The sequence below is a fragment of the Streptomyces fructofermentans genome (genome assembly GCF_014651055.1).
GTDB lineage: Bacteria > Actinomycetota > Actinomycetes > Streptomycetales > Streptomycetaceae > Streptomyces > Streptomyces fructofermentans.
The window spans coordinates 141,978-164,690 of the sequence record NZ_BMWD01000011.1 but is presented as its reverse complement, the minus strand read 5'-3'; the positions used below and the strand labels follow the sequence as shown (position 1 = coordinate 164,690).

Genomic DNA, 22,713 nt, shown 5'->3' with positions numbered 1-22,713 from the left:
ACAACGAATCGGAGGCACCTACGAGATCTGGCAGATGCCTCTGATCGGCCTTCCAGGAGTGGGCCAGGGCGGCGGGAGCTGATCAGCTCTCTGCTCCCAACTGTCCCGCAGGGCCGGCGTTCTGGGCGATGTGGCGCAGGGCGCGCATCGTCGTGTCCGCCTCCTCGCCGTGCAATTCCCGGCCGGGTCCCCCAAGAGCGGCGTTCCGGGCGGCGATGTCGCGCAGGGTCCGCAGCGCGGTGTCCGCCTCCTCGACCTGCAATTGCCTGCTGGGCGTCGCCTGGAGATCGCTTCCCATGGCAACGGAGATCGCTTCCCGGGCCGGGAGGGACGCGATCGGGGCCGAGTACGCGGACAGGTCGTTCACGCGGACCAGGCGCAGCTCGCCGGGTTCCGTCCCGGAGCCGGACAGGACCACTTCGGTACTCCCGACACGGCCCCGGGCGACCCAGTAAGGGGTGCTGCTGTTCCGCCAGAGTTCGAACGTCACGGGTTCCCCGTCTGCGGTGACAGTGACGGGTTCGGAGGCAGGCAGGCCGGCCGGAAGTCCCTCGTCGGGATAGCAGTAGTCCTCCAAAGCGTCCTCCAGTGCCTCTCTGGCCTTCGCGTTGCCGGATGAGGCGCTGAAGACGATGACGTGCTCAACCTCGGGGTCGTGGGACGCAGAGCCAAACCACAGGTGCACATGGATGTCGCCGGTGACTCGGTTGTAGCCGCTCCCCATGAACTGCCGTGATTCCGGCCAGTCGGCATCAATGGCGACGGCCCTGAAGCCATCTACCGGAACGGGGGTGCCTTGATCCGTCATGGGCTCTCCTTGTGCTCATCCGCGATCAGGCATCGTGCCATGTACGAGACAGGGGCCAACGGATTGGGCCCGGGGCTGGTCGGTGCGCTGCCACACCGCCTCCGCACATCGTTGTGTGGCGGTCGGTTCGGCACGGCGGGGACACCAGGACGCGGGAGTCCCGGCGCGCGCTCGCCCTTCCGGCACGGTGCGTCGACGCCCTGTCGGCGCAGTTCGAGGCCCAGGGATGGGAGCGTCTCGCCGCCGGTGACGACTGGGAGGAGAACGGGCTCGGCATTCTCCTCGGCCGTCGGCCGTCGGCCGTCGGCAGGCCGCGCTGGACGCGGCCAACGTTCGTCGTGCCTTCCGGGTGGCGCTCAAGGACGCTGAGGGGATCAACGCGGACCAGTGGACGCCCCGGGAGCTCCGGCACGGCTTCGTGTCGCTGCTGTCCGACGGCGGCGCGCCCCTGGAAGATCTCCCGGCTCGTCGGCCACTCGGGCACCGCCGTGACCGAGGAGGTCTCAGATGGATACGCAGACAGAACCAAGAAGACCACCTAGGAACATTCCTAGGTGGTCCACCTGCTGTTTCAGCTGTCGGGGTGGCGGGATTTGAACCCACGACCTCTTCGTCCCGAACGAAGCGCGCTGCCAAGCTGCGCTACACCCCGATGTCGCTGGTCGGCAGGCCACTTTCGTGGGGTCTGTCGTGGCGACGTCGTTTACTTTAGCCCACTGGTGGCCGGAGACGAAATCCGGTTTTCGGGGCGTCGCCGGTGGCGTGGGCCGGGGCGGACGCGGTCCAGGGCGACGAGGAGGAGGCCCAGGCCGTAGCAGGCGAGGCCGAGGACGGTCGCGTTGCCCAGGACGTCCAGGTACCCGTGCCGGGCCACGTCGAGGAACGGGTACGGGTAGCGCCCCGGAGCGTCCGCGGGCAGGACCGCCCCGCGGAGCAGGATGAAGGCCAGGTACGCGGAGGGGAGGACCAGCCAGGTGGCGGCGTTGGACAGGCGCAGCGGGCCCGGCCGGGTCAGCAGGAACCAGTCCAGGACCACCGCGACGGGGACCACCGTGTGGAGCAGCTGGTTCGTGAGCGCCTGCCAGCCGGTGAGCGCCCCGGTCTGGCCGGTCATCGAGTACGGGCTCGTGTCGTCGGCGAGGAGGAGGTGGTGGACCAGGCCCGCTCCGACGATGTACAGCAGCGTGCCCGCGGTGACCGAGGGGCGCAGGGGGCGGCGGGCCGCCCAGGCGCGCCAGGCGGTGGCGGTGAAGACCACCGCCACCAGCCCGCCGGCGAGGATCGTGAAGTGGCTCAGCACGCGCGGCGGGGAGCCCAGCAGGAGGTCGATCGTGATCGCTCCGGCGGCCGTCAGCGCGACGAGGAGGCGGAAGACGGCGACCAGGGGCCGGCGGACACGCGGTACGACCGCGTCGGCCGGCACGACGGGCACGAGGGCGGCCGACGCGTTGGCGGCCATGCCGGGGATCGCGGGTATGTCCGGGAGGTCCGCGGGTATGGGAGCGGTCATGCCCACACGCTAAGCAGACGGGGCATAACGGGCTATTCGGACTGCACCGGTCGAGTGGCCCGCCCACCGCGCCGAACAGACCCACCGCGCCGAACAGACCCACCGTGTCGAGCGACCCGCCGCGCCGAGCGACCCGCCGCGCCGAGCGACCCGCCGCACCGAACAAGCCACCGCGCCGAACAGACCCCACCCGACCGAAGGCCCCACCGGCCCGGGCGACCCCATCAGGCGGGGCACGCCCCGGAGCCCGCCCGTCAGGAGCAAGCCCACCCGTCAGGAGCCCCCGGCTAGCGCCCCTCGACCAGCGTCAGCAGGGTCGCCTCCGGCGGGCAGGCGAACCGTACCGGCGTGTAGCGGTTGGTCCCGCAGCCCGCGGAGACGTGCAGGAACGCCGTCTGCCCGGTGTCCGCCTCCGTGTGGGTGGACAGCCCCTGCGCACGGTCCGTGTCCAGGTCGCAGTTGGTGACCAGGGCCCCGTAGTAGGGGATGCGGAGCTGGCCGCCGTGCGTGTGGCCGGCCAGGATCAGCGGGTAGCCGTCGGCCGTGAAGGCGTCCAGCGTGCGCAGGTACGGCGCGTGCACGACCCCCATGGAGAAGTCGGCCGAGGAGGACGGGCCGCCCGCCACCCGCGCGTACCGGTCGCGCTTGATGTGGGGGTCGTCGAGCCCGGTCAGCTCGATCTCGCAGCCGTCGATCTTCAGCGTGCCGCGGACGTTCGTCAGGTTGAGCCAGCCCGCCGCGTCGAAGCCGTCGCGCATCGGCTCCCACGGGTTGTGGATCGCTCCGCTGACCGGAGCGTTGCCGTTCAGCCCGTGCTTGCCCTGGACCTTTTCGAGCAAGTACCGGGCGGGGTTGCGGAGTTTGGGCCCGTAGTAGTCGTTCGAGCCGAAGACGTACGCGCCGGGGAACTCCATCAGGGGGCCCAGGGCGTCCAGCACCTCCGGTACGCCCTCCGGGTCGGAGAGGTTGTCCCCGGTGTTCAGGACGAAGTCGGGCCGCAGGCCGGCGAGCGAGCGCAGCCACCGCTGCTTCTTGTGCTGGCCGCTCACCATGTGGATGTCGGAGACCTGGAGCACGCGCAGCGGACGCATCCCGGGCGGCAGCACAGGGACCGTCACCCGCCGGAGGCGGAAGGAACGGGCTTCGAAGCCCGCCGAGTAGAGCAGACCGGCGGCGCCAGCCGCCGCGATTCCCAGAGGTACTCCGTATCGCGCGCGCATGACCCCATGGTGTCAGACCCCGCCGGTCCCGGACCCCGGGGGAGCCCCCGCCGGAAATCATCGGGCAACTGCCGCACCACACCTGCGACAATCACCTCATGACCACGCTCAAGTCGAAGCTGCAGGCAGACCTCAACGCCGCGATCAAGGGGCGCGACGAGCTCCGCTCCTCGACGCTCCGGCTGACCCTCGCCGCGATCCAGAAGGAGGAGGTCGCGGGCAAGGAGAAGCGCGAGCTCTCCGAGGACGAGGTGCAGAAGGTGATCTCCAAGGAGGCCAAGAAGCGTCGCGAGGCGGCCGACGCCTTCGCGCAGGGCGGTCGCGCCGAGTCCGCCGAGCGCGAGAAGGCCGAGGGCGTGATCCTCGCCGAGTACCTGCCCAAGCAGCTCTCGGACGACGAGCTCCGGCAGATCGTCGCGCAGGCGGTCGAGGAGGCCAGGGCGGCCGGGGCCGAGGGCCCGCGTGCCATGGGCCAGGTCATGAAGATCGTGAACCCGAAGGTGGCCGGTCTCGCCGAGGGCGGCCGGGTCGCCGCGGTGGTCAAGCAGCTCCTCGCGGGCTGACCCGGCCGGAGCCGGAGCCGCACGGTCGCGGCCCGACCCGGCTCCCGCTCGACTCCGTACGCGAACGGGGCGCCCCCTCGGAAGAGGGGGCGCCCCGTTTCGTGTGTGCCGCGCGTGGACGGCGGGATCACCGGGACAGCGGGACTACGGGAACGTGCCGCCCCCGTCGTCGCCTCCGGGGCCGCCGTTCGCGGCGCCCCCGTTGTTGCCGGTCCCGCCGATCGTCGTCCAGTCCCCCGGGAGGGAGATGGTCGGGTCCGGGATCGGCACCTCGCCGCCGGGGCCGCCGTTGTTCCCGCGGTCGTCGCCGTTGCCGTTGTCGTCGCGGTCCCTGCCCCGGTCGCGGTCCCGGTCCCGGTCCTCGTCCTCGTCGTCCTTGGCGTCGGGGATGTTGACCAGGTTGAAGCCGGGGGAGTCCTTGCCGGCCAGGGCGCCGGTCATGGCGTCCTTCCAGATCGGACCCGGTACCTGGCCGCCGTAGACCTTCGCGTGCCAGACGCCGCCGATCGAGATGTTCTCCATCTTGACCTTCTGGGTCGCGCTGCCGACCCAGACCGCGCCGGACATGTTCGGCGTGTAGCCCACGAACCAGGCGTTCTTGCGGAAGTCCGTGGTACCGGTCTTGCCCGCGTTGGCGCGGTCGGTGAGGCCGGCCTGCTGACCCGTACCGGAGTCGATCACGCCGCTGAGGAGGGTGTTGACCGTGTCCGCGGTGGTCTCCGACATCGCCCGCGTGCAGGTCGACTTCGGCACCTCCAGGGACTTCTTCGACTCGCCGATCTTCTGGCTGATCGACTCGATCGCGATCGGCGTGCAGTACGTGCCCCGGCTGGCGAAGGCCGCGTAGGCGCCGGCCATGGTCAGCGGGGAGATGCCGGTGGAGCCGAGGGTGAGCGAGGAAGGCACCTGCGGCAGCTTCGTGCCGTTGCCCTGCACGACGCCCAGCTTGTCGGTCATCTCGGTCACCGGGCACATCCCGATGTCCTCGATCATCTGCACGAAGTAGGTGTTGACCGATTTGGCCATCGCCTCCTTCAGCGCGTACGGGCCGACTTCCGACTCGTCCTCGTTCTCGACCGTCGCGTTCTCGCTGTTGCGCCAGGTCTTGCCCTCGCACGCCGCCACCGAGGCCGGGTACGGCATGTCGTACGGCGCGGGGTAGGACTGCGTCGGGGGCCGGCCCTGCTCCAGCGCGGCGGCGGCCAGGAACGGCTTGAACGTCGAACCGGTCGGGAAGCCGAAGTTCGAGCCGCCCATCGACTGGTCGACCGAGTAGTTGATCTCGGTCTCGTTCTTGCCGTAGCCGTACGGCTTCGACTGGCCCATCGCCAGCACCTTGCCGGAGCCGGGCTCGACGAGCGTGGACGCCGTGGCGACCTTGTCCTTCTTCTTGACGTGGTTCTTGATCGACGCCTGGACCGATTCCTGGGCCTGCGGGTCGAGCGTCGTACGGATCGTCAGCCCGCCGCGGTTCCAGATCTTGGCGCGGGCCTCCTTGGTCTTGCCGAAGACCGGGTCGGCGTGGAAGACCTCGCGGACGTACGCGCAGAAGAAGCTGGCGCCCTTGACCGCGGTGATGCAGCCGTTCTTGGGCTGGCTGACCTTCAGGCCGAGGGGCTTCTCCTTGGCCGCCTCCGCCTCCGCCCGGGTGATGTCGTGGACGTCGGCCATGCGCTGCAGCACGACGTTGCGGCGCTTCACGGCCTCCGCCTCGTCGTTGACGGGGTCGTACCGGCTCGGCGACTGGACGATGCCCGCGAGCAGCGCGGCCTGCTCCAGCTTCAGGTCCTTGGCGGACTTGGAGAAGTAGCGCTGCGAGGCGGCCTCGACGCCGTACGCCTGCTGGCCGAAGAACGTGATGTTCAGGTAGTTCTCGAGGATCTTCTTCTTGCCGAGCTCCTCCTCGACCTGGATCGCGTACTTCAGTTCGCGAACCTTGCGGCCGAGCGTCTGCTGGGTGGCCTGGGCGACCTTCGTCGGGTCGTTGCCGGCCTCCTCCACGAAGACGTTCTTGACGTACTGCTGCGTGAGCGTGGAGGCGCCCTCGGAGACGCCGCCGCTCTGCGCGTTCTTGTTGAGGGCGCGCAGGACGCCCTTGAGGTCCACGGCGCCGTGCTCGTAGAACCGGGCGTCCTCGATCGCGACGATCGCCTTCTGTATGTACGGCGACATGTCCTTGAGGTCGACCACCGTGCGGTCACGGGAGTAGACCGTGGCGATCAGGCCGCCCTTGTTGTCCAGGATCGTGGTGCGCTGGCTCAGCGGCGGCCGCTTCAGGTTGGCCGGGATCTCGTCGAACCCCTCCACCGAACCCTTGGCCGCGAGACCGAGGGCGCCGAACGCCGGCACGGCGATTCCGGCCATGACGGCTCCAGCGAGCACGCTGACACCGAGGAACTTGGCGGCCTGCTGCGTTGGCGACAGACCACCGCCCGAGCGCTTCTTTGGCATGAGGGCAGCCTACGTTCTCATTCGCCGGACACACGTAAAGGCCTTGGCCTAAGCTGCTCTCAACTGTCACAGCAGTAGGGCCACGTATCAATACGTCCGGCGACCCCGAATCGTTCCGGTCGGTACTCGACTTCTTGTTGAGGACGTGTCCGAATCCACCTCATGCGTCACCCGGTGTCCGTTGTGACTCAACTCAACTGTCCCGGTATGCCGGGAAGGTCACGTATGTCGCCAGGTCACTCCGTTGGGTGATCTGCCGCGTACGCATAGTCCATTCGGGCCATTCAAGATTGGGCCCGAAGGGGCTGGTTGACTCTGCCCGCCTTCCGTAACGTCCTCAACTGGCGGCGGTGAATATGCCGCTGCCGCCGTGGGGGAGCCTCGATTCGGGAGAGGACGGCGCCGGTATGGGCTGGGTAACCGACTGGAGTGCGCAGGCGGCCTGCCGCACTACCGATCCGGATGAACTGTTCGTTCAAGGAGCAGCGCAGAACAGGGCCAAGGCGGTGTGCACCGGATGTCCGGTACGCACGGAATGCCTGGCTGACGCGCTGGACAACCGCGTCGAGTTCGGCGTGTGGGGAGGCATGACGGAACGGGAGCGCCGCGCGCTGCTGCGCAGGCGTCCGACCGTCACCTCCTGGCGCCGGCTGCTGGAGACAGCGCGTACGGAGTACGAGCGAGGGGCGGGGATTCTGCCTCTCGACGAGGAAGAGGTGTACGAGAACTACGCGGCGGTGGGCTGACCGTCCTCCGCGCACCGGGGCCACGGGCCCCGCTCCGGGGCCCGAGCGGCCCCGGCGGCACGACGAGGCACGCGACCGGGCCCGAGCGGCCCCGTGCGCGTCAGGAGCCCGCACGGGCTCCCGCACGCGGCAGGGCCACCGCGGCCCGCGCGCCGACGCCATCGTGGCCCCGTGCGCGACCGGGCCACCGCGGCCCGCCACGGAACGGGGCTGCCGCGGTCCGGTCATGACAGGGCCACCGCGCCTCCGGGCGGGCGGGCTACGGCTCGCCCCGCACGGCTCCGGTCGGCGAGGTACCGGCCGCGAGCCGGTCCCCGATGTCCCGCAGCCCCGCGAGGTCGTGCACATCGCCGGGGAGCGCGGCCACTTCGGCGACGGCCACCTCGGGGTGGCGTGCCGCGAAGCGGTCACGCGTGCGCTGCTCGCGGGAGAGCAGCCGCATGCGCTCGGCGTGCAGCCTCAGCAGGCCTGCGGTGAGTTGTTCGACGGTGCGGTCCGTCCCGGCTCCGTCGGCGGTCGTCCGGTCCGCGGCGGGGGAGCCTGCGTCGGGTGAGGGAGCCTCGGGAGCGGTGGTCTCGGTAGCGGGTGATTCTGAACTGCCGTGCGTGTCGGGAGAGTTACGAAGTCCAGCTTTCCCGTCCACCTGATCCACAATGCGGGCTTCGGCAAGATTTTCCGCGGCGTCCAGCGCCCGCTCGGCGGACAGCTGCGAGGCGCCGCTGTCATGGACCCGGTTCAGCACCAGACCCGCCAGCGGCATGTCCTCCGCGGCCAGCCGCTCCACGAAGTAGGCGGCCTCGCGCAGCGCGTCCCGCTCTGGGGCGGCCACGACGAGGAAGGCCGTGCCGGGCGCCTGGAGGAGCTTGTACGTGGCGTCCGCGCGGGTGCGGAATCCGCCGAACGTGGTGTCCATCGCGGCCACGAAGGTCTGGACGTCCTTGAGGAGCTGACCACCGAGCAGCTTGCCCAGCGTGCCCGTCATCATCGACATCCCGACGTTCAGGAACTTCATCCCCGCCCGGCCGCCCAGCTTCGCCGGCGCCGTCAGCAGCCGGATCAGCTTGCCGTCGAGGAACGAACCGAGCCGCTTCGGCGCGTCCAGGAAGTCGAGCGCCGAGCGCGAGGGCGGGGTGTCGACGACGATCAGGTCCCACTCGCCGCGGGCCCGCAGCTGGCCCAGCTTCTCCATCGCCATGTACTCCTGCGTGCCCGCGAAGCCCGCCGAGAGCGACTGGTAGAACGGGTTGCTCAGGATCGTGGCCGCCCGCTCGCGGTCCGCGTGCGCCTCGACGACCTCGTCGAAGGTGCGCTTCATGTCGAGCATCATCGCGTGCAGCTCGCCGTCCGCGGAGTCGTCGACGCCCTTCACCCGGCGGGGGGTGTTGTCGAGCGCGTCGATGCCCATCGACTGCGCGAGCCTGCGCGCCGGGTCGATGGTCAGGACGACCACCTTGCGACCGCGCTCGGCCGCGCGCAGCCCGAGGGCCGCCGCGGTGGTGGTCTTGCCGACACCGCCCGAGCCGCAGCAGACCACGATGCGGGTCTCCGGATCGTCGATCAGCGGGTCGACGTCCAGTACGGGGGCGGAGGTGAGGGCGCGGGCCGGGTCGTGCGCCTGGGCCGGATCGTGTGCGCGGGCCGGGTCCTGGCTCATGAGATCCCTTGCTGACGCAGTTCCTTGGCGAGGTGGTACAGGCCCCCGAGGTCCATTCCCTCGGCGAGCAGGGGGAGTTCGTGCAGGTCGAGGTCCAGGTCCTGCAGTACGGCCCGCTGTTCGCTCTCCAGCGTGTACCGCTCGGCGTACTCGTCCGCCTGGGCCAGCAGCGGATCGACGAGCCGCTCGGCCAGGCCGCCGCGGCGCGCGCCGCCCAGCCCCGCGGCCGACAGCGACTTCGCGATGGCCGTCCGCGGTGCCTCACGGGCGAGCAGCAGGTCCGCCTCGTCGAGGATCGCGGGCCGCACCATGTTCACGACGATCCGCCCGACCGGCAGCCGGGCGGCACGCAGCTCGGCGATGCCGTCGGCGGTCTCCTGGACGGGCATCTCCTCCAGGAGCGTCACCAGGTGCACGGCGGTCTCGGGCGACTTGAGCACCCGCATGACGGCCTGCGCCTGATTGTGTATCGGGCCGATCTTGGCCAGCCCGGCCACCTCGTCGTTCACGTTCAGGAAGCGGGTGATCCGCCCGGTCGGCGGTGCGTCCATGACGACGTGGTCGTACACGAACTGTCCGCGTTTGTCCTTGCGGCGCACGGCCTCGCAGGCCTTGCCCGTCAGGAGGACGTCCCGCAGGCCGGGCGCGACGGTGGTCGCGAAGTCGATGGCGCCGAGCTTCTTGAGCGCGCGTCCGGCACCGCCGAGCTTGTAGAACATCTGGAGGTAGTCCAGAAGGGCCAGCTCGGGGTCTATGGCGAGGGCGTACACCTCCCCGCCGCCCGGAGCGACCGCGATCTTCCGCTCCTCGTAGGGCAGCGCCTCCGTCTCGAAGAGCTGCGCGATGCCCTGCCTGCCCTCGACCTCGACCAAGAGGGTGCGCTTTCCCTCGGTCGCGAGGGCGAGCGCGAGGGCTGCGGCGACCGTGGTCTTGCCGGTACCGCCCTTGCCGCTGACGACCTGGAACCTGCTCACGTCTTCGAGCCTAATTCCTCACTGGGTGGTGCGGTGGCTGTGGGTGGGCCTGCCGGGGTGTCCGGGACGGCACGCCCTGGAGTACGGGTGCCCAGGGAGAGCCCCGCCCAGTCCTCCCCGCAGGCCCGCGGACCCCCGCGCGACGACGCCCGCCACCCCGTACGCCGCCCGGGACGCGGGCCCGGAAGCCGCACGCGGGCTGCGCGGGGAGCGGCCCGGGCCAGCGGCTACAGTCGCCCTCATGACCAAGTGGGAATACGCAACTGTGCCTCTGCTCGTCCACGCCACGAAGCAGATTCTGGACACCTGGGGCGAGGACGGCTGGGAGCTCGTCCAGGTCGTGCCCGGGCCGAACAACCCCGAGCAGCTCGTCGCCTACCTGAAGCGGGAGCGCGCCGCGTGAGCGCCGTCGAGGAGAAGCTCGCGGAACTCGGGCTGACCCTGCCGGCCGTCGTCCCGCCGCTGGCCGCGTACCAGCCCGCGGTGCAGTCGGGCGTGTACGTGTACACGGCCGGCCAGCTCCCGATGGTGGACGGCAAGCTCCCCGTCACCGGCAAGGTGGGCGCCGAGGTCACCGCGGAGGAGGCCAAGGAACTGGCCCGTACCTGCGCGCTGAACGCCCTCGCCGCCGTCAAGTCGGTCGCGGGTGACCTCGACCGTGTCGCCCGCGTGGTGAAGGTCGTCGGCTTCGTCGCCTCGGCCTCGGACTTCACGGGCCAGCCCGGCGTCCTGAACGGCGCGAGCGAGCTGCTCGGCGCGGTCCTCGGCGACAAGGGCGTGCACGCGCGCAGCGCGGTCGGCGTGGCGGTGCTCCCGCTGGACGCCCCCGTCGAGGTCGAGATCCAGGTGGAGCTGACGCAGGCCTGAGCCGGTCCGCGGCGGCACGGCCGGGGCGTTCGCGTGGTGTCCGCGTGATCGGGCGGCCGCCCCTCGAACATCAGCCCGCTCCGGGATAGCCTCCGCCCATGGCGAATGGGCAGTGGTACCCCCCGGAGTGGCCCGAGAGGATCCGCGCGCTCGCGGAGGGCACGCTCGCACCGGTGACCCCCAGGCGGGCGGCCACCGTGATGCTGCTCAAGGACACCGACTCGACCCCCGCCGTCCACATGCTGCGCAGACGCGCCTCCATGGCCTTCGCCGGGGGCGCGTACGCGTATCCGGGCGGCGGGGTGGACCCGCGGGACGACGAACGGCAGATCCGCTGGGCGGGCCCCACGCGCGCGTGGTGGGCGTCCCGGCTGGGCGTGGACGAGACCTCGGCCCAGGCGATCGTCTGCGCGGCCGTCCGGGAGACGTACGAGGAGGCGGGCGTCCTGCTCGCCGGGCCCACGCCGGACACGGTGGTGGGCGACACCACGGGGGACGAGTGGGAGGCCGACCGGGCCGCCCTGGTCGCCCGCGAGGCCTCGTTCGCGGAGTTCCTCGACCGCCGCGGGCTCGTCCTGCGCTCCGACCTGCTCGGCGCCTGGACACGCTGGATCACCCCCGAGTTCGAACCCCGCCGCTACGACACCTGGTTCTTCGTGGCCGTGCTCCCGGAGGGCCAGCGCACCCGCAACGCCTCCACGGAGGCCGACCGGACCGTCTGGATCCGTCCCGCGGACGCGACGGACGGGTACGACAGGGGCGACCTCCTGATGATGCCGCCGACGATCGCGACCCTGCGCCAGATCGGCGAGTACGCCACCGCCGCCGAGGCCCTCGGCGCCGCACCCGGCCGCGACATGACGCCCGTGCTCGCACGGGCCCGCCTGGAGGAGGGCGAGGTCGTCCTCAGCTGGCCCGGGCACGACGAGTTCACCAAGCACATCCCGACCGGTGGAGCCTCCGCATGACCGACGCCGCAGCCCTCCCCGGCCGGCCGCGCGGCGGCGCGCTCTCCGGTCCGGCCACCGCGCGAGCCGTCAACGTGCTCGCGCCCAACGCGTCCCCGATGACCCTGGACGGCACGAACACCTGGATCGTCGCCGAACCGGACTCGGACCTCGCGGTGGTGATCGACCCGGGCCCGCTGGACGAGGGGCACCTGCGGAACGTCGTACGCGTCGCGGAGCGGGCCGGCCGCCGGGTGGCCCTGACGCTGCTGACCCACGGGCACCCCGACCACGCCGAGGGCGCCGCGCGGTTCGCCGACCTGACGGGCACGAAGGTGCGGGCGCTCGACCCGGCGCTGCGGCTCGGCGACGAGGGCCTCGCGGCCGGTGACGTGGTCACCACGGGCGGCCTGGAGCTGCGGGTCGTGCCGACGCCGGGGCACACCGCCGACTCACTGTGCTTCCATCTGCCCGCCGACCGGGCCGTGCTGACGGGCGACACCGTGCTCGGCCGGGGCACCACGGTCGTCGCACACCCGGACGGCCGTCTGGGCGACTACCTGGACACCCTGCGGCGGCTGCGGTCCCTGACGGTCGACGACGGGGTGAGTACGGTCCTGCCGGGCCACGGACCCGTGCTGGAGGACGCGCAGGGTGCCGTCGAGTTCTACCTCGCCCACCGCGCGCACCGGCTCGCCCAGGTCGAGACGGCGTTCGAGAACGGCTTCCCGACCCCGTCCGCGATCGTCGCCCACGTCTACGCCGAGGTCGACCGCTCCCTGTGGCCCGCGGCCGAACTGTCGGTGCGCGCGCAGCTGGACTACCTCCGCGAGCACGGACTCATCGGCGAGACGTGACCGGCGGCCCGGCTTCCGCGGTCTCCCCGTACGAAGAGAAGGACCCCGCCGGGCTGCGGCGGGGTCCTTCTCGTCGTACGGGGTCGGGACTACCGGGAGCGCTTCGCGAGGCGCTCGACGTCCAGCAGGATCACCGCGCGGGCCTCCAGGCGGAGCCAGCCGCGGCCCGCGAAGTCGGCGAGGGCCTTGTTGACCGTCTCGCGGGAGGCGCCGACCAGCTGGGCCAGTTCCTCCTGGGTCAGGTCGTGCACGACGTGGATGCCCTCCTCGGACTGCACGCCGAAGCGGCGCGAGAGGTCCAGGAGCGCGCGGGCCACACGGCCCGGCACGTCGGAGAAGACCAGGTCCGACATCTGGTCGTTGGTCTTGCGCAGGCGCCGGGCGACGGCGCGCAGCAGGGCGGCGGCCACCTCGGGCCGCGCGTTCAGCCAGGGCTGGAGGTCGCCGTGGCCGAGGCCGAGCAGCTTCACCTCGGTCAGCGCGCTGGCGGTGGCCGTGCGCGGGCCCGGGTCGAACAGCGAGAGTTCGCCGATCAGCTCGCCGGGGCCGAGGACGGCCAGCATGTTCTCGCGCCCGTCGGGCGAGGTGCGGTGGAGCTTCACCTTGCCCTCGGTGACCACGTACAGGCGGTCACCGGGGTCACCCTCGTGGAAGAGCGCGTCACCGCGCGCGAGGGTCACCTCACTCATGGAGGCGCGGAGCTCCGCGGCCTGCTCGTCATCGAGCGCCGCGAAGAGCGGGGCGCGCCGCAGAACGTCGTCCACGAGTTCTCTCCTTGTCGACCTGCATCAGGGGACCGTGCTCCCCATCTTGCCGGACGGTCCAAACAGTGTGATCAGTCACAAGTCTGCCGCACCGGCGTGTCCGGCAGTGCGGCAGGGGGCCAATTGGGGGCTGATCTTCGAGGGCCGGGGCGGATGTCAGTGGGGGGCTCTAGGCTGGCCGAGTGTCCAAATCGCCGGTGAGAGCACAGGCCAAGGGGGTTGGGCGGGTGGCTGTACGTCGTGATTCCGCTGTGGGCGAACACACCTCCGGCGGAGCGAACAAAGCGACAAAAGCGGCGGCTCCGGGATCGGTGAGGCGGACGACGGGGATTGCCGGGACGGACGGGACGGTTGCGGAGGCGGAGGGCCGAGTGACGGTCGGGGCCGCTGGAAACACGCCTTCCACGATCCCGGCGAAGGAAACCGCCGCGGCGGGGAAGAGGTTCCCCGTCGAGAGGTCCGCCGCGGCCGGGACGTCCGTCCCACGTGTCGGGCCCGACACGTCAGAGACGTCCGTTCCGACCGTGAAGAAGTCCGCGCCGTGAAGAAACCCACCGCCGAGAGCGGAGCCGCCGTGAAGAAGACCGCCGCGCGGGGCGCCGCCGCGCCGAGTGCCCCGGCCGCCGGGACCGCAGAGCCCCTTGGGAGCGCCGGGGCGAAGAGGGCGACGGCGAAGAGAGCCGCCGCGAAGACGACGGCAGGGAAGAAGACGGCGGCAGTGAAGAAGACGACCGCCGCGAAGAAGACAGCACCAGCGAAGAAGGCCGCGGTCGTTCGGACCACGACCAAGAAGGCGCCGGCCAAGAAGCCGGCCGCGAAGAAGGCCGCAGCGAAGAAGCCGGCCGCCACCGCCGGCACGGCGAAGGCCTCCGCCGTGCCGCCCCGCAACGAGTCCCGTACCGCTCTCGTCCGGCGCGCCCGCAGGATCGACCGCGAGCTTGCCGAGGTGTATCCGTACGCCCATCCGGAGCTGGACTTCGAGAACCCCTTCCAGTTGGTGGTCGCCACCGTCCTGTCGGCGCAGACGACCGACCTGAGGGTGAACCAGACGACGCCGGCCCTCTTCGCCCGGTACCCCACCCCCGAGGACCTGGCCGAGGCCGATCCCGAGAAGGTCGAGGAGATCCTCCGGCCCACGGGCTTCTTCCGGGCCAAGACCCGGTCGGTCATAGGGCTCGCCAGGGCGCTGCGGGACGACTTCGGCGGCGAGGTCCCCGGCCGCCTCGAAGACCTGGTCAAACTGCCCGGTGTGGGCCGCAAGACCGCCTTCGTGGTGCTGGGCAACGCCTTCGGCCGGCCCGGCATCACCGTGGACACCCACTTCCAGCGGCTCGTACGGCGCTGGCGGTGGACCGACGAGCAGGAGCCGGACAAGATCGAGGCGGCTGTCGGCGGGCTCTTCCCGAAGAGCGACTGGACGATGCTCTCGCACCATGTGATCTTCCACGGCCGCCGTATCTGCCACGCCCGCAAGCCCGCCTGCGGCGCCTGCCCCATCGCACCGCTCTGCCCGTCGTTCGGGGAGGGCGAGACGGACCCCGAGAAGGCCAGGAAGCTCCTGAAGTACGAGAAGGGCGGCTTCCCGGGCCAGCGTCTCAACCCGCCGCAGGCGTACCTCGACGCGGGCGGCATCGCCGCCCCGCCGCTGGGCGCCCCCGCCCCCGATTCACCCGCCCGGGGCGCGGGATGACGGAACGATCCGCGGTCCCGCGGGCGTTGAGAGCAGCAGAACGGGGGTGGCGATGACGCGCGCGAGCCACACGCACGACAGGCGGGACGGCGATCTGGCCGTGAGCAAGGACGGCCTGCCGGGCTGGCTGGACCCGGTGGTGCGGGCCGTCGAGACGGTGCAGCCCCTCCAGCTCAGCCGCTTCCTGCCGCCCGAGGACGGCGGGGGCCGCCAGTCGGCCGTGCTGGTCCTGTTCGGCGAGGGCGACGACGGCCCCGAGCTGCTGCTGATGGAGCGCGCCAGCTCGCTCAGGTCGCACGCGGGCCAGCCGTCGTTCCCCGGCGGAGCCCTCGACCCCGAGGACGGCGACCCGACGGCCGACGGGCCGCTGCGGGCCGCTCTCCGCGAGGCCGAGGAGGAGACCGGGCTCGACCCGCGCGGCGTCCAGCTCTTCGGCGTGCTGCCGAAGCTCTACATCCCGGTGAGCAGTTTCGTGGTCACCCCGGTCCTCGGCTGGTGGCGCCGCCCGACACCGGTCGGAGTGGTCGACCCCAACGAGACCGCGAGGGTGTTCACGGTCCCCGTGGCGGATCTCACGGATCCCGCCAACCGCGCGACGACGGTCCATCCGAGCGGCCACCGGGGTCCGGCATTCCTGGTCGAATCGACCCTGGTCTGGGGCTTCACGGCCGGAATCATCGACCGCCTCGTGCACTACGCGGGCTGGGAGCAGCCCTGGGACCGTGACAAGCAGGTCCCGCTCGACTGGCGCGCATGACAGGGTGGCACCCGTGAACGTGCTGGACATCCTGTTGCTGGTCGCCGCTGTGTGGTTCGCGATCGTGGGCTATCGCCAGGGCTTCGTCGTCGGCATCCTGTCGGTGATCGGCTTCCTGGGCGGCGGTCTCGTCGCCGTCTACCTCCTGCCCGTCGTGTGGGACGCGGCGACGGACGACGCGAAGGTGGGCACCACCGCCGCCGTCGTCGCGGTGGTCGTGGTGATCGTGTGCGCCTCGGTGGGCCAGGCCCTCACCACGCACCTGGGCAACAAACTCCGCCGGTACATCACGTGGTCCCCGGCCCGGGCGCTGGACGCCACGGGCGGCGCCCTGGTCAACGTGGTGGCGATGCTCCTGGTCGCCTGGCTGATCGGCTCGGCGCTGGCGGGTACGACACTGCCCACGCTCGGCAAGGAGGTCCGCGGCTCCAAGGTGCTGCTCGGGGTCTCCCGGGCCCTGCCCGCCCAGGCGGACACCTGGTTCGCGGACTTCTCCTCGGTGCTCGCGCAGAACGGCTTCCCGCAGGTCTTCAGCCCCTTCTCGAACGAACCGATCAACGAGGTGCGGGCGCCCGACCCGGGCCTCGCGACCAGCGCGGTTGCGACCCGCGCCCAGCGGTCCATCGTCAAGGTGACCGGCACCGCCCAGAGTTGCGGCAAGGTCCTCGAAGGCACGGGCTTCGTCTTCGGGCAGCGCCGGGTGATGACCAACGCCCATGTGGTCGGCGGCGTCGACGAGCCGTACGTCCAGATAGGCGGCGAGGGCCGGCGGTACGCGGCGAAGGTCGTCCTGTACGACTGGGAGCGCGACATCGCGGTGCTGGACGTCCCCGATCTGCGGGCGCCCGCCCTGGAGTTCTCGGGCAAGGACGCGTCGAGCGGTGACGGCGCGATCGTCGCGGGCTTCCCGGAGAACGGCGCGTACACGGTCAACGCGGCGCGGGTGCGCGGCCGCATCACCGCGAACGGCCCGGACATCTACCACCGCGGCACCGTGCGCAGGGACGTCTACTCGCTGTACGCGACGGTGCGGCAGGGCAACTCGGGCGGCCCGCTGCTCACTCCGGACGGCAAGGTGTACGGCGTGGTGTTCGCGAAGTCCCTCGACGACCCCGACACGGGGTACGCGCTCACCGCGGACGAGGTCAAGCCCGACATCGTGAAGGGCCGGACCGCCAACCAGCAGGTGGACAGCGACAGCTGCGCGCTGTAGCCGGTACCGGTACCGCGGTCCGGCGGGGTCGTGAGGGGTCAGCCGCGAGGATGGCGCAGTCGCGCCGAGACCCAGCGGGCCCGGCGCCTCAGAATGTGCGGGATTCCCAGGCGAGGATCCGTGCCCTGCAACTGCGGGGCGCCCCTCTGGTGGGAGCTCAGGCCACTGGCCGAGCGGCGGTTTCGTGTGGCGTCACTGTAGTCGTGCGTCCAGCCCATACCCGGACGTCTGCCCCTGCCCCAAGGTCGATAACCACCCCCGCGCCCCTCAATTGGCCTATGCGCGAGGCAATTGGCCGTTCGTAGGACATGCGTTCCAAGGGTGGTCCGCGGGCGCCCCCAGGCCCCGCCCCGGCGGCCCGGGGCGGCGGCCCGGACGGCGGTCGCGGGGAGCCGCGACGGGTTCGGCCGTCCGGTGAGGCGCGAGGGGCCGGTCCCGGGTTCAGCGGTCGGGCTCGGGGTCCTTCAGCCAGTTGACCAGTTCCGAGGAGAACGCCACCGGGTCCTCCTCGTGGGGGAAGTGGCCGAGCCCGTCGAACAGCCGCCAGCGGTACGGGGCTTCGACGTACTCCCCGGAGCCCGCGGCGCTGCGGGTGCGCATCACCGGGTCGAGCGAACCGTGCAGGTGCAGTGTCGGCACCCGCACCGGCCGCTTCATGCGCCGGTTGAACTGGATGCCGTCGGGGCGGGCCATCGAGCGCACCATCCAGCGGTACGGCTCGACGGAGCAGTGGGCCGTCGACGGGATCAGCATCGCGCGCCGGTAGGTCTCCACGGCCTCGTCCTCGGGCAGCCGGGGCCCGGACCAGTCCCGGATGAGCCGGCCGACCAGGGCGCCCTCGTCGGCGACCAGTTGCCGCTCCGGGAGCCACGGCCGCTGGAAGCCCCAGACGTACGAGCCGGCGGCGGTCTGGCGCATGTCCGAGAGCATCGCCGAGCGCCAGCGCCGGGGGTGGGGCATGGAGGCGACCACGAGCCGGCGGACCAGCTTGGGGCGCATCACCGCGGCCGTCCACGCCAGGTAGCCGCCGAGGTCGTGACCGACCAGCGCGGCGTCGGGCTCGCCGAGGGACCGTACGACCCCGGTGATGTCCAGCGCGAGGTTGGCCGGGTCGTAGCCGCGCGGGGTGCGGTCGCTGCCGCCGATGCCCCGCAGGTCCATCGCGACGGCGCGGAAGCCCGCGTCGGAGAGCGCCACGAGCTGGTGCCGCCACGTCCACCAGAACTGCGGGAAGCCGTGCAGGAGCAGGACCAGCGGGCCGTCGCCCATCTCGGCGATGTGGAAGCGCGCGCCGTTCGCGGCGACGTCCCGGTGGGTCACTGCCTTCCCGCCGGGGACGTCGAGTCGTACGACCGAGGTGGGTTGCGCCGATGATGTGGCGGGGTCCGTCATGAGGACGAGCGTGCCACAGCCTCGACGCCGTCGCCGACACGGTCGGCCGCGGTCACCTGTCGGGGGTGGGGCTTCACGTTCTGCAGTACGGACGCCGATTCCTTGACCGAGGCCGCCGTCTTCTGCGGGCCCTGGCCCTGCTTCGCCTTCTTCGCGAAGACCACGCCGATCAGCGCGAGCACCCCGGCGATCAGGACGTTCCCGGCGAACGACAGCAGGAAGCAGACGGCCAGGTTCCAGTCGCTCCAGGTGCGGATGCCGTAGGCGAGGGCGAAGCTCAGCATCGGCAGGGAGAAGATCAGTACCCCGATGGCCGCGATGAAGGCACCACCGCCGACCGCTCCGCGCTTGACGTCCCTCTTGAGCTGGGCCTTCGCCAGCGCGATCTCGTCGTGCACCAGCGCGGACACCTCGGTCGTCGCCGAGGCGAACAGCTGGCCGATGCTGCGTTCGGCGCCGACCGGGCTGCCGTCGGGTGCGCTCATCGCGTTTCTCCCTGTTGTCTTGTCGCCGTGGGCGTTTCGCGTCGTGTCGGACGTACGTGTCAGATCATGCCGGACCGGTGTGCTCCTCGCCTGCCCCGCCCGTCACTTCGGCAAGCCTCCGGTGCTCGGCGGCCCTGCGTTCGTAGATCTCGGCCATCCGCAGGTGGTAGGCCGGGTTGTCCTGCTCGTAGATGTCCGGGATGCCGTCGAGGTCCTCGTCGCGCTCCTCGTCCTCGCAGAGCGCGCGGTACTTGGCGTTGCGCACCTTCAGCAGGACCGTCGCCAGGACGGCCGCGATCAGCGAGCCCGTCAGGACCGCGGCCTTCACCTCGTCGGTGAGCCGGGGGTCGCCGTCGAAGGCGAGTTCGCCGATGAGCAGCGAGACGGTGAAGCCGATACCGGCCAGCGTGGCCACCGCGAAGACGTCGGGCCAGGCCAGGTCGTCGGAGAGCGACGCCCTGGTGAAGCGGGCCGCCAGCCAGGTGCCGCCGAAGATGCCGACCGCCTTGCCGACGACGAGTCCGAGGACGACTCCGAGGGTCTCCGGCTGGGTGAAGACCGCGCCGAGCGCTCCGCCCGACACCACGACCCCGGCGCTGAACAGCGCGAACAGCGGAACGGCGAGGCCCGCCGAGACGGGGCGCACGAGGTGCTCGATGCGTTCGCCGGGCGAGTGCTCCTCGTCCGTGCGGGTGGTGCAGCGCAGCATGAGCCCCATCGCGACACCGGCGATGGTGGCGTGGATGCCGCTGTTGTACATCAGCGCCCAGATGGCGAGCGCGAGCGGCACGTACAGGTACCAGCCGCGCACGCCCCGCCTCAGCAGCAGCCAGAAGAGCACGAGTCCGGCGACGGCGCCGCCGAGGGCGGCGAAGTTCAGGTCGTCGGTGAAGAAGACCGCGATGACGAGGATCGCGAACAGGTCGTCGACGACGGCGAGGGTGAGCAGGAAGGCGCGCAGGGCGCCCGGCAGAGAGGTGCCGATGACGGCGAGCACGGCGAGGGCGAACGCGATGTCGGTCGCCGTCGGTACGGCCCAGCCGTCGGTGGCGCCGCCGCCGACGACGTTGACCAGCGTGTACACGAGCGCGGGCACGACCATGCCGCTGAGTGCCGCGACGACCGGGAGCGCGGCCGCCCTGGGGTCCCGGAGGTCGCCGGCGACCAGCTCACGCTTGAGTTCGATGCCGGCGACGAAGAAGAACACGGCGAGCAGGCCGTCGGCCGCCCAGTGCTCGACGGAGAGGTCCAGGCCGAGGGCCGCGGGTCCGATGTGGTGGTCCCGGACGGCGTCGTAACTTCCCGGCAGGGCGTTCGCCCAGATCAGTGCGGCGATCGCGGCGAGGAGCAGGAGCACTCCGCCGACGGTCTCGGCCCGCAGGGCGTCCGTGACGAAGGTCCGCTCGGGGAGCGAGAGCCGTCCGAGGACCTTGCGGTCCTTGCGGGGTGCGGGGGTGGGGGCGGACACGGGACGACCTCCGGTCGGTGGGCAGGACGCAGCACATGCCGACCAGACTTCCCGGCGCACCTTGAGATCTCGGAGTTCACTTGTCGCGTCGTGGACGCCTTTTTCCACCCTACCCAAGATGCGGACGGACCCGTCCGGTGATCTTCACGGTAGACGCGGAAGGGGCATCCGGCGCGTTCACCGCCGGATGCCCCTTCGTGCCGTACGCGGGTTCTGTGCCCGTGTGTCAGTCCTCGCTGGGCGCCGCCGGGAGCTTCTCCTGGATGAGGTCCATGACCGCGGAGTCGGTGAGCGTGGTGACGTCACCGAGCTGGCGGTTCTCCGCGACGTCGCGCAGCAGACGGCGCATGATCTTGCCGGAGCGGGTCTTGGGCAGCTCGGCCACCGGCAGGATCCGCTTCGGCTTGGCGATCGGGCCGAGGGTCGTCCCGACGTGGTTGCGCAGGTCGCCCACGAGTTGGTCGGTCTCCGACGCGGTGCCGCGCAGGATCACGAAGGCCACGATGGCCTGTCCGGTGGTCTCGTCGGCCGCGCCCACGACGGCCGCCTCGGCGACGGACGGGTGCGAGACGAGCGCGGACTCGACCTCGGTGGTGGAGATGTTGTGCCCGGACACGAGCATCACGTCGTCCACGCGGCCGAGGAGCCAGATGTCGCCGTCGTCGTCCTTCTTGGCGCCGTCGCCGGCGAAGTACTTGCCCTCGAAGCGCGACCAGTACGTGTCGAGGAACCGCTGGTCGTCGCCCCAGATGGTGCGGAGCATCGACGGCCACGGCTCGGTGAGGACGAGGTATCCGCCGCCGCCGTCGGGCACTTCGCGCGCCTCGTCGTCGACGACGGTCGCCGAGATGCCCGGCAGCGCCCGCTGGGCCGATCCCGGCTTGGTCTCGGTGACACCCGGGAGCGGCGAGATCATCATCGCGCCGGTCTCGGTCTGCCACCAGGTGTCCACGATCGGGGTGCGGTCGCCGCCGATGTGCTTGCGGTACCAGATCCAGGCCTCGGGGTTGATCGGTTCGCCGACCGAGCCCAGCACTCGCAGGCTGCCGAGGTCGAACTTCGCGGGGATGTCGTCGCCCCACTTCATGAACGTCCGGATGGCCGTCGGCGCGGTGTAGAGGATCGTCACGCCGTACTTCTGGACGATCTCCCAGAAGCGCCCCTGGTGCGGGGTGTCGGGCGTGCCCTCGTACATCACCTGCGTCGCGCCGTTCGCCAGCGGCCCGTACGTGATGTACGAGTGCCCGGTGACCCAGCCGATGTCGGCCGTGCACCAGTAGACGTCGGTCTCCGGCTTGAGGTCGAAGACGGCGTGGTGGGTGTACGCGGCCTGCGTGAGGTAGCCGCCGGAGGTGTGCAGGATGCCCTTCGGCTTCCCGGTCGTCCCCGAGGTGTAGAGGATGAACAGCGGGTGCTCGGCGTCGAACGCCTCGGGGGTGTGCTCGGCGGACTGCTTGCCGGTGATCTCGTGCCACCACACGTCGCGGCCCTCGGTCCAGGCGACGTCCTGGCCGGTGCGGCGCACGACGAGCACCTTGTCGACGCCGTCCACCCGGGAGACCGCCTCGTCGACGGCCGGCTTGAGCGCGGACGGCTTGCCGCGGCGGTAGCCCCCGTCCGAGGTGATGACCAGTTTGGCGTCGGCGTCCTGGATGCGGGTGGCGATGGCGTCGGCCGAGAATCCGCCGAAGACGACGGAGTGCGCGGCGCCGATGCGGGCGCAGGCCAGCATCGAGACGACGGCCTCGGGGATCATCGGCAGGTAGACGGCGACGCGGTCGCCCTTGCCGATGCCCAGTTCGGTGAGGGCGTTCGCGGCCCGCGACACCTCGTCCTTGAGTTCGGCGTAGGTGATGGTCCGGCTGTCGCCGGGCTCGCCCTCGAAGTGCAGGGCGACGCGGTCGCCGTTCCCCGCCTCCACGTGCCGGTCGACGCAGTTGTACGCGACGTTCAGCTTCCCGTCGGCGAACCACTTCGCGAACGGCGGGTTGGACCAGTCCAGTGTCTCGGTCGGCTCGGTGGCCCAGGTCAGCCGGCGGGCCTGCTCGGCCCAGAAGCCGAGCCTGTCAGCCTTGGCCTGTTCGTACGCCTCCGCGGTGACGTTGGCGTTCGCGGCCAGGTCGGCGGGCGGCGCGAACCTGCGCTCTTCCTTGAGCAGGTTGGAGAGGGAGGAACGCTCGTTGGGCTCGTTCACTATCCCCTCTCCTCCCTCAGCAGGTTGGCCAGGCTTTCGTTGCTCACGACATCTCCCTTTCCCAGGGTGTCCGTTGTGTCCCAGGCCACAGCTCATCAGACGGGGACCCCTGGTGACAAGGGCCGTCCGACAATTGGTTTAGACCTGTGTGTG

The 22,713-nt window shown here is 71.2% G+C and carries 20 protein-coding genes, 1 tRNA gene and 2 pseudogenes; 10 read left to right on the top strand and 13 right to left on the bottom strand.

Features of this window, described 5'->3' with window-relative positions:
• Positions 1 to 82 precede the first annotated feature (82 nt).
• The gene (locus IE265_RS17700; RefSeq protein WP_190036546.1) at positions 83 to 808 is read right to left on the bottom strand and encodes a hypothetical protein; all 726 of its coding nucleotides are present in this window, start codon (positions 806 to 808) and stop codon (positions 83 to 85) included.
• 98 nt (positions 809 to 906) lie between these two features.
• Here IE265_RS17700 and IE265_RS38400 point away from each other — a divergent pair.
• Positions 907 to 1,311: pseudogene (locus tag IE265_RS38400) on the top strand (tyrosine-type recombinase/integrase); the annotation flags it as partial.
• Positions 1,312 to 1,386: 75 nt separating this feature from the next.
• On the opposite strand, the gene IE265_RS17695 reads toward IE265_RS38400, so the two are convergent.
• The 3 genes from IE265_RS17695 to IE265_RS17685 all read right to left on the bottom strand — a co-directional run bounded on the left by IE265_RS17695 (position 1,387) and on the right by IE265_RS17685 (position 3,538).
• A tRNA-Pro gene (locus IE265_RS17695) sits at positions 1,387 to 1,460 on the bottom strand.
• 51 nt (positions 1,461 to 1,511) lie between these two features.
• On the bottom strand, positions 1,512 to 2,318 hold the full coding sequence (locus tag IE265_RS17690) for a Pr6Pr family membrane protein (protein WP_190036545.1): 807 nt from the start codon (positions 2,316 to 2,318) through the stop codon (positions 1,512 to 1,514).
• A gap of 287 nt (positions 2,319 to 2,605) precedes the next feature.
• Positions 2,606 to 3,538 (bottom strand): metallophosphoesterase, encoded by a 933-nt coding sequence (locus tag IE265_RS17685; protein WP_190036544.1) that lies wholly within the window; start codon positions 3,536 to 3,538, stop codon positions 2,606 to 2,608.
• A gap of 98 nt (positions 3,539 to 3,636) precedes the next feature.
• Between IE265_RS17685 and IE265_RS17680 the strand changes: the two genes are divergently transcribed.
• On the top strand, positions 3,637 to 4,101 hold the full coding sequence (locus IE265_RS17680; RefSeq protein WP_190036543.1) for a GatB/YqeY domain-containing protein: 465 nt from the start codon (positions 3,637 to 3,639) through the stop codon (positions 4,099 to 4,101).
• Between the two features lie 144 nt (positions 4,102 to 4,245).
• On the opposite strand, the gene IE265_RS17675 is transcribed toward IE265_RS17680, so the two are convergent.
• The gene (locus tag IE265_RS17675; RefSeq protein WP_190036542.1) at positions 4,246 to 6,552 is read right to left on the bottom strand and encodes a transglycosylase domain-containing protein; all 2,307 of its coding nucleotides are present in this window, start codon (positions 6,550 to 6,552) and stop codon (positions 4,246 to 4,248) included.
• A 407-nt stretch (positions 6,553 to 6,959) separates the two neighbouring features.
• Between IE265_RS17675 and wblA the strand changes: the two genes are divergently transcribed.
• Positions 6,960 to 7,298, top strand: a complete 339-nt coding sequence (wblA, locus tag IE265_RS17670; RefSeq protein ID WP_055515737.1) for a transcriptional regulator WblA — start codon at positions 6,960 to 6,962, stop codon at positions 7,296 to 7,298.
• 259 nt (positions 7,299 to 7,557) lie between these two features.
• Here the strand turns inward: wblA and bagB are convergent, their stop codons facing one another.
• Positions 7,558 to 8,952: an ATPase BagB gene (gene bagB / locus IE265_RS17665; protein WP_190036541.1), complete on the bottom strand. Its 1,395-nt coding sequence runs from the start codon at positions 8,950 to 8,952 to the stop codon at positions 7,558 to 7,560.
• Positions 8,949 to 9,926 carry an ATPase BagA gene (gene bagA, locus IE265_RS17660; protein ID WP_190036540.1) on the bottom strand — a complete coding sequence of 326 codons (978 nt, stop codon included), beginning with the start codon at positions 9,924 to 9,926 and terminating at the stop codon, positions 8,949 to 8,951. Before bagA ends, bagB begins: the two co-directional genes overlap by 4 nt.
• Before the next feature lie 241 nt (positions 9,927 to 10,167).
• Between bagA and sp36 the strand changes: the two genes are divergently transcribed.
• From sp36 to IE265_RS17640, 4 genes are all read left to right on the top strand, one after another.
• Positions 10,168 to 10,329 (top strand): Sp36 family protein, encoded by a 162-nt coding sequence (gene sp36, locus IE265_RS17655; protein ID WP_107018142.1) that lies wholly within the window; start codon positions 10,168 to 10,170, stop codon positions 10,327 to 10,329.
• Positions 10,326 to 10,793, top strand: coding sequence for a RidA family protein (locus IE265_RS17650; protein WP_190036539.1), 468 nt, complete (start codon positions 10,326 to 10,328; stop codon positions 10,791 to 10,793). Before sp36 ends, IE265_RS17650 begins: the two co-directional genes overlap by 4 nt.
• Before the next feature lie 98 nt (positions 10,794 to 10,891).
• Positions 10,892 to 11,761: an NUDIX hydrolase gene (locus IE265_RS17645; protein WP_190036538.1), complete on the top strand. Its 870-nt coding sequence runs from the start codon at positions 10,892 to 10,894 to the stop codon at positions 11,759 to 11,761.
• Positions 11,758 to 12,597, top strand: coding sequence for an MBL fold metallo-hydrolase (locus tag IE265_RS17640; protein WP_190036537.1), 840 nt, complete (start codon positions 11,758 to 11,760; stop codon positions 12,595 to 12,597). The genes IE265_RS17645 and IE265_RS17640 overlap by 4 nt, the downstream gene beginning before the upstream one ends.
• An 89-nt stretch (positions 12,598 to 12,686) precedes the next feature.
• On the opposite strand, the gene IE265_RS17635 is transcribed toward IE265_RS17640, so the two are convergent.
• Entirely contained in the window at positions 12,687 to 13,361 is a 675-nt protein-coding gene (locus IE265_RS17635; RefSeq protein WP_016642758.1) for a Crp/Fnr family transcriptional regulator, read from the bottom strand.
• Positions 13,362 to 13,902: 541 nt separating this feature from the next.
• Between IE265_RS17635 and nth the strand changes: the two genes are divergently transcribed.
• From nth to IE265_RS17620, 3 genes are read left to right on the top strand one after another with little or no spacing between them, the layout of a single operon-like run.
• Positions 13,903 to 15,051, top strand: a complete 1,149-nt coding sequence (nth, locus tag IE265_RS17630) for an endonuclease III (RefSeq protein ID WP_229916250.1) — start codon at positions 13,903 to 13,905, stop codon at positions 15,049 to 15,051.
• A 52-nt stretch (positions 15,052 to 15,103) separates the two neighbouring features.
• Positions 15,104 to 15,808 carry an NUDIX hydrolase gene (locus IE265_RS17625; RefSeq protein WP_190036536.1) on the top strand — a complete coding sequence of 235 codons (705 nt, stop codon included), beginning with the start codon at positions 15,104 to 15,106 and terminating at the stop codon, positions 15,806 to 15,808.
• Between the two features lie 13 nt (positions 15,809 to 15,821).
• Positions 15,822 to 17,021 carry a MarP family serine protease gene (locus IE265_RS17620; protein ID WP_190036535.1) on the top strand — a complete coding sequence of 400 codons (1,200 nt, stop codon included), beginning with the start codon at positions 15,822 to 15,824 and terminating at the stop codon, positions 17,019 to 17,021.
• 38 nt (positions 17,022 to 17,059) lie between these two features.
• On the opposite strand, the gene IE265_RS38395 is transcribed toward IE265_RS17620, so the two are convergent.
• The 5 genes and pseudogenes from IE265_RS38395 to acs all read right to left on the bottom strand — a co-directional run bounded on the left by IE265_RS38395 (position 17,060) and on the right by acs (position 22,649).
• On the bottom strand, positions 17,060 to 17,239 hold the full coding sequence (locus tag IE265_RS38395; protein WP_229916249.1) for a hypothetical protein: 180 nt from the start codon (positions 17,237 to 17,239) through the stop codon (positions 17,060 to 17,062).
• Positions 17,240 to 17,462: 223 nt separating this feature from the next.
• A complete protein-coding gene (locus IE265_RS17615; RefSeq protein ID WP_190036534.1) occupies positions 17,463 to 18,413 on the bottom strand; it encodes an alpha/beta fold hydrolase in 951 nt (316 codons plus the stop codon).
• Positions 18,410 to 18,898, bottom strand: a complete 489-nt coding sequence (locus tag IE265_RS17610) for a phage holin family protein (RefSeq protein ID WP_190036533.1) — start codon at positions 18,896 to 18,898, stop codon at positions 18,410 to 18,412. The genes IE265_RS17615 and IE265_RS17610 overlap by 4 nt, the downstream gene beginning before the upstream one ends.
• A 64-nt stretch (positions 18,899 to 18,962) precedes the next feature.
• Positions 18,963 to 20,366, bottom strand: coding sequence for a Na+/H+ antiporter NhaA (nhaA, locus tag IE265_RS17605; protein ID WP_190036532.1), 1,404 nt, complete (start codon positions 20,364 to 20,366; stop codon positions 18,963 to 18,965).
• A gap of 226 nt (positions 20,367 to 20,592) precedes the next feature.
• A pseudogene (gene acs, locus IE265_RS17600) lies at positions 20,593 to 22,649 on the bottom strand (acetate--CoA ligase).
• Between the last annotated feature and the right edge of the window lie 64 nt (positions 22,650 to 22,713).

Excerpts from the sequence above, each read along its gene's own strand:
- IE265_RS17700 (WP_190036546.1), bottom strand. The coding sequence starts at position 808 with ATGACGGATCAAGGCACCCCCGTTCCGGTAGATGGCTTCAGGGCCGTC.
- IE265_RS17675 (WP_190036542.1), bottom strand. The coding sequence starts at position 6,552 with ATGCCAAAGAAGCGCTCGGGCGGTGGTCTGTCGCCAACGCAGCAGGCC.
- IE265_RS17610 (WP_190036533.1), bottom strand. The coding sequence starts at position 18,898 with ATGAGCGCACCCGACGGCAGCCCGGTCGGCGCCGAACGCAGCATCGGC.
- IE265_RS17645 (WP_190036538.1), top strand. The coding sequence starts at position 10,892 with ATGGCGAATGGGCAGTGGTACCCCCCGGAGTGGCCCGAGAGGATCCGC.
- IE265_RS17625 (WP_190036536.1), top strand. The coding sequence starts at position 15,104 with ATGACGCGCGCGAGCCACACGCACGACAGGCGGGACGGCGATCTGGCC.
- IE265_RS38395 (WP_229916249.1), bottom strand. The coding sequence starts at position 17,239 with ATGGGCTGGACGCACGACTACAGTGACGCCACACGAAACCGCCGCTCG.
- wblA (WP_055515737.1), top strand. The coding sequence starts at position 6,960 with ATGGGCTGGGTAACCGACTGGAGTGCGCAGGCGGCCTGCCGCACTACC.
- IE265_RS17690 (WP_190036545.1), bottom strand. The coding sequence starts at position 2,318 with ATGACCGCTCCCATACCCGCGGACCTCCCGGACATACCCGCGATCCCC.
- IE265_RS17680 (WP_190036543.1), top strand. The coding sequence starts at position 3,637 with ATGACCACGCTCAAGTCGAAGCTGCAGGCAGACCTCAACGCCGCGATC.
- bagB (WP_190036541.1), bottom strand. The coding sequence starts at position 8,952 with ATGAGCCAGGACCCGGCCCGCGCACACGATCCGGCCCAGGCGCACGAC.
- IE265_RS17615 (WP_190036534.1), bottom strand. The coding sequence starts at position 18,413 with ATGACGGACCCCGCCACATCATCGGCGCAACCCACCTCGGTCGTACGA.
- sp36 (WP_107018142.1), top strand. The coding sequence starts at position 10,168 with ATGACCAAGTGGGAATACGCAACTGTGCCTCTGCTCGTCCACGCCACG.
- IE265_RS17685 (WP_190036544.1), bottom strand. The coding sequence starts at position 3,538 with ATGCGCGCGCGATACGGAGTACCTCTGGGAATCGCGGCGGCTGGCGCC.
- IE265_RS17640 (WP_190036537.1), top strand. The coding sequence starts at position 11,758 with ATGACCGACGCCGCAGCCCTCCCCGGCCGGCCGCGCGGCGGCGCGCTC.